Genomic DNA, 4,029 nt, shown 5'->3' with positions numbered 1-4,029 from the left:
CAGCGCCCCGCTGAGCTGCGCAATCCACGGATAACACAAAGGGCAAGTTATTCAGCGTTAAGCTGCGCGCGGGATTCATAAAGGTATCCTCAGACAGTCCACAGGCAGGAAGAAAAATTTATCCACATTCTGCGCTTTCTGTGAATAACCCTGTTAATTCAGCAAGTTATCCAAGATAAATCAGACCCCCCCATTGAGATAAATCAGACCCCCCAACCGAGATAAATCAGACCCCCCAGGCTGAGATAAATCAGACCCCCTAAACCAGGATAAATCAGACCCCCCCTAAACCTGTAAGGTGATCCTGTAGTTTTTTCCTTTACGATCTCCTATACATATATATCCTGTAATTAGCCCGCTACGGGCAGTGAATAAGTCAGATTCCATCTTTGCTTACCAGCGCCGCTACGCGGCTCGGTCAACCCCTCAGAACCGCGAAAACAAGTTTCGCAGTTCTTCACGGTTCATGGTTTAATCCGTGCATGGCGCCAGCACCTTCGCGGCACCATCGAGGCCCGCGCTGCTGCCGCACCGGGCCTCACCCAAACATAAAATCAAGTTTACAATAATCGTACTTGTATTGACTTTTAGCATTTAAGCCGCTAGTCTCTTTGTATCAGTTTTATTCGGAGACAAATCAGATGGCACAGAAAAACAGAATTACCGAAGCAGAATGGACACAGCTATTGCCACACATGGCTACGCTCGCACACATCACAACCGATATTGGTTATTCTGTTTTGGTTAAGGGTGAAAAAGCGTCTGATGTAGCAGCGCGAGTAGGCCGTTCTAAACAGAATATTTCCAGTACAGCAAAACGTATCTGGGATCTTTATCAAAACACCACGTTGCATACTGAAGATGGGGAAGCCCTTCAGCTCGTTCAGGTCTGGATTCCTGAAAAACTGGCTAAAAAGGTTTTAGCTGAAGCCGCGAAGTACAGTGTTAATAAAAATACTGTCGCTGAATAACGAGGTTATCTTATGCCGCAAGGAAATGTCATATTCAACAAGAAAGGTAAATTCTTCTGGTTTGAAGATGAAAACAGAATACCAGGATTGATACGTAGTGAAAAAGAACAAGAATGGTATATCGCTGAATTGTATTACCCACCTGAATTTGATTACGACACCGCTATGCACGACAAGCAAATACAATATTTGTTATCAAAGCCTGAAGAATTGAAACGTTACGAACCGAAATAAAGCCCTTACGGGCTTTTATTTTATAACTACCAGCTGTGCCTTTTCGCAATGCTCACCGCCGCAGTAAACTACTATACCCGGCTTACCCCAAAGATTGATATGGCATACCGGGCAGCTGTACTTTTCCCGGTTAGTTTTATTCACTGGAGCCTCCGGCGGGGGGGCAACAAATCGCATGGCCTCTATGATCTCGTCGTCGAGTTCAACCGGGTCGCGCCCTTCTTCCAGTTCGTGTTCGCTATCATCTTCCTCGTCGTCAATATAGCCTTTTCCTGTGGGGCTTAGCACAGCACCAGGCTTAGGCTGGTAAGGCGGAAACCTGTCCATCCAGGAAAGCCGGAAATGGCCTGTCAGCAGTTCATCACAGGCCATATCGAAAGGGCCACCGGCAATAATATAATGGGTCATGCTCTGGCCCACTTTCCTGCCTCCCTGTTCGCCGGTATCTGAAGGCATTAGTCCTACCCGTTCCATCCGGGCCGCCCACTGTTTGTTGTGATAGCCACGGCGGCCAGGCTCGCCAAAATGGAATTGCCACTGATGAACCATCTCATGCACCAGTGTTGAAAGCGTGGCCTTTATGGTTCTGATCGAGAAATACACCGGATTCATAGCGATCTCGTCTACCGTGTCCCCACTCTCACGGCCGACGAAACGCTTAAAGGAACAATAGCCATACGTTCGCTTCTCACGCTGCAACGTTATCAGGCATGGCGGCAGCTCGTTGCTGAATAGCTTCTCATTAAAAAAATCGTAGGCTCTCTGAAGTTCATCGTAGGTTTCGGGCGTAGGCAAATTCACTGTTAACCTCACATATATGTATTGTGCAATACACATAATTTAGCTGATCTTTTATACAGATGAAACGCCTTTTACCGAAAACCGCGAAACCGCGCCGAAACTCGTTTCGGCCGGTTGAGGGGTTGACCGGCCCGCGTGCGGCGCCGGTAATTATTTGATGGTTGCTGTTGGTATCGAGCGCCAGTCTGTCGTGTAATCAGGTGACAACATCTGACGGCGCATGGCAAAGGAGTTATCGATGCCCTGGCCTGCAAAAAACAGCTGGCTCTTGCCACGCCGGTTTATGCCATCGAGAACAGCCATTAACGCCTCGCTGCCAGCTGAAGGCGTAGCAGAGTCGAATAAATCCAGCTGGGCCTCCTTTCCGCTGAAATCGGCCAGCATGATCCCTGCTTTTGCATACGCAATATCTTCCCGCCAGATCCGCGCCAGCGCGGCTTGTGCCGCCTGAATTATCGTGCGGCTGTCCTGGGTTGCCACCGTCAGTTTTTCGGTTGCCTGATTGGCATACTGTGTATCACGCACTGAATAAGGACTGGTGCGGATAAAGACGCTTATGACGCGGCAGTATTGCCGCTCATTACGCAGTTTTTCAGCTGCGCGCTCTGCAAATCCGGTGATCGCCTGCTGCATATCCGCCAGGGCTTCTACGCGTTGGCCGAATGAGCGCGACACAACAATCTGCTGCTTCGCAGGAGGGTTTTCTTCCAGGCTGAAGCAAGCCTCGCCGCGCAGCTCCCGTACCGTTCTTTCAAGCACAACGCCGAACGTTTTACGGATTAGCCGCGTATCTGCCCTGGCTAAATCCAGCACCGTTTTGATCCCCATTGTGGCGAGTGCTTTCTCTGTACGATGGCCGACGCCCCAGACTTCCGCAACCGGCAGGATGCTCATTAATTTTTTCAGTCTGGCGCCATCATCCAGAGCAACCACCCCGCCAGTTGCGGGCCATGTTTTTGCCGCGTGGTTACACAGTTTCGCCAGCGTCTTAGTGCGGGCAATACCGACCCCGCATACCAGCGTGGTGTGTCGCCTGACTTCCTCGCGCAGCTGGCGCCCGAAAGCGTCAAGACTCATGGCGGCCGTTATCCCTTTGCAGTCAACAAAAAGCTCGTCGATTGAATACTGTTCGACGTGGCTTGCATGGGACTCAACTACGGCCGCGAACCGGGCCGACATGGAGGCATAGAGAGTGTAATTAGAACTAAAAATAGCGATGTTGTGACGCTCAATTATGGGTCTGACTTTGAAGTACGGATCGCCCATTTTCAGGCCCGCTTTCTTCGCCAGGTAATTACGGGCCACAATGTTGCCGTCGTTGTTGGATAAAACGGCCACCGCTCGGTTTGCCAGATCGGGCCTAAATGCCTGCTCACAGCTGGCGTACATGCCATTTACATCAATCAGCGCAAACATACCGGATGCTCGATAAGGGAATGCGTAACCACACCCCAGATTTCAACGCTCTCATTATCCGGGTCAATGTAGTAGACAGGAAAATCTTTGTTCATCGGCATCAGGCAGGGTCTGGGCCTCAGCAATAGCCGCTTCACGGTAAATTCATTATGGATGCAGGCGACTACGATTGAGCCGTGGCTGGCCGTCAGCGAGCGATCCACAACCAGTACGTCACCATCATGGATGCGGCCATCTTCCATCGACGAGCCAGAAACCCGCAGGAAGTAAGTTGCTGAAGGGTGACGAACACAATACTCATGCAGATTTAACTCCTGCTTTTCATAGCCCTGGGCCGGGCTGGGGAACCCCGCAGAAATTCTTTGCAGATAAAACGGGATGCTGTGTATCTGGCTGGCGCCGGAATTTTCAAAAATATCGACCTTCATAGCGATCTTCCAAATCACTGTTTATTTATACAGTATCGCTGTTATGGTCAGGTTGGCAAGTTTTACCGCTACGCTACTATATGTAGTGCTGTTTCAGCTGCCGGCGAACGCTATATATAGTGTTTGTTGGCTTTCTGCTTGCTCAGTGTCCCCCGTAACCGGCCGCGCGGCGGCCGCTA

Annotated in this window: 5 protein-coding genes; 2 read left to right on the top strand and 3 right to left on the bottom strand. The window is 50.4% G+C overall.

The features are described from left to right. Positions 1-641: 641 nt before the first annotated feature. Together HMPREF3178_RS04570 and HMPREF3178_RS04565 are read left to right on the top strand one after the other, a co-directional pair. The gene (locus HMPREF3178_RS04570; protein ID WP_052990780.1) at positions 642-971 is read left to right on the top strand and encodes a TrfB-related DNA-binding protein; all 330 of its coding nucleotides are present in this window, start codon (positions 642-644) and stop codon (positions 969-971) included. A gap of 12 nt (positions 972-983) precedes the next feature. Continuing rightward, complete coding sequence (locus tag HMPREF3178_RS04565) at positions 984-1,205, top strand: hypothetical protein (RefSeq protein WP_063267574.1); 222 nt, start codon at positions 984-986, stop codon at positions 1,203-1,205. 15 nt (positions 1,206-1,220) lie between these two features. Here HMPREF3178_RS04565 and HMPREF3178_RS04560 read toward each other — a convergent pair whose 3' ends face one another. The 3 genes from HMPREF3178_RS04560 to mucA form a co-directional block, all read right to left on the bottom strand. Beyond that, the gene (locus tag HMPREF3178_RS04560; protein ID WP_063267582.1) at positions 1,221-2,006 is read right to left on the bottom strand and encodes a SprT-like domain-containing protein; all 786 of its coding nucleotides are present in this window, start codon (positions 2,004-2,006) and stop codon (positions 1,221-1,223) included. Positions 2,007-2,156: 150 nt separating this feature from the next. Further along, positions 2,157-3,422 (bottom strand): translesion error-prone DNA polymerase V subunit MucB, encoded by a 1,266-nt coding sequence (mucB, locus tag HMPREF3178_RS04555; RefSeq protein ID WP_070585036.1) that lies wholly within the window; start codon positions 3,420-3,422, stop codon positions 2,157-2,159. After that, positions 3,410-3,850 (bottom strand): translesion error-prone DNA polymerase V autoproteolytic subunit MucA, encoded by a 441-nt coding sequence (mucA, locus tag HMPREF3178_RS04550; protein WP_033547327.1) that lies wholly within the window; start codon positions 3,848-3,850, stop codon positions 3,410-3,412. Before mucA ends, mucB begins: the two co-directional genes overlap by 13 nt. Positions 3,851-4,029: the final 179 nt, after the last annotated feature.

This window comes from Klebsiella sp. HMSC09D12 (assembly GCF_001808475.1).
Lineage (GTDB): Bacteria > Pseudomonadota > Gammaproteobacteria > Enterobacterales > Enterobacteriaceae > Klebsiella > Klebsiella oxytoca.
The sequence above is the reverse complement of the archived record's forward strand: the minus strand, read 5'-3'. Positions and strand labels throughout refer to the sequence as shown.

What these genes read in the sequence shown, in the direction of transcription:
- HMPREF3178_RS04570 (WP_052990780.1), top strand. Translation starts at nt 642, where the DNA reads ATGGCACAGAAAAACAGAATTACCGAAGCAGAATGGACACAGCTATTG.
- HMPREF3178_RS04565 (WP_063267574.1), top strand. Translation starts at nt 984, where the DNA reads ATGCCGCAAGGAAATGTCATATTCAACAAGAAAGGTAAATTCTTCTGG.
- mucA (WP_033547327.1), bottom strand. Translation starts at nt 3,850, where the DNA reads ATGAAGGTCGATATTTTTGAAAATTCCGGCGCCAGCCAGATACACAGC.
- mucB (WP_070585036.1), bottom strand. Translation starts at nt 3,422, where the DNA reads ATGTTTGCGCTGATTGATGTAAATGGCATGTACGCCAGCTGTGAGCAG.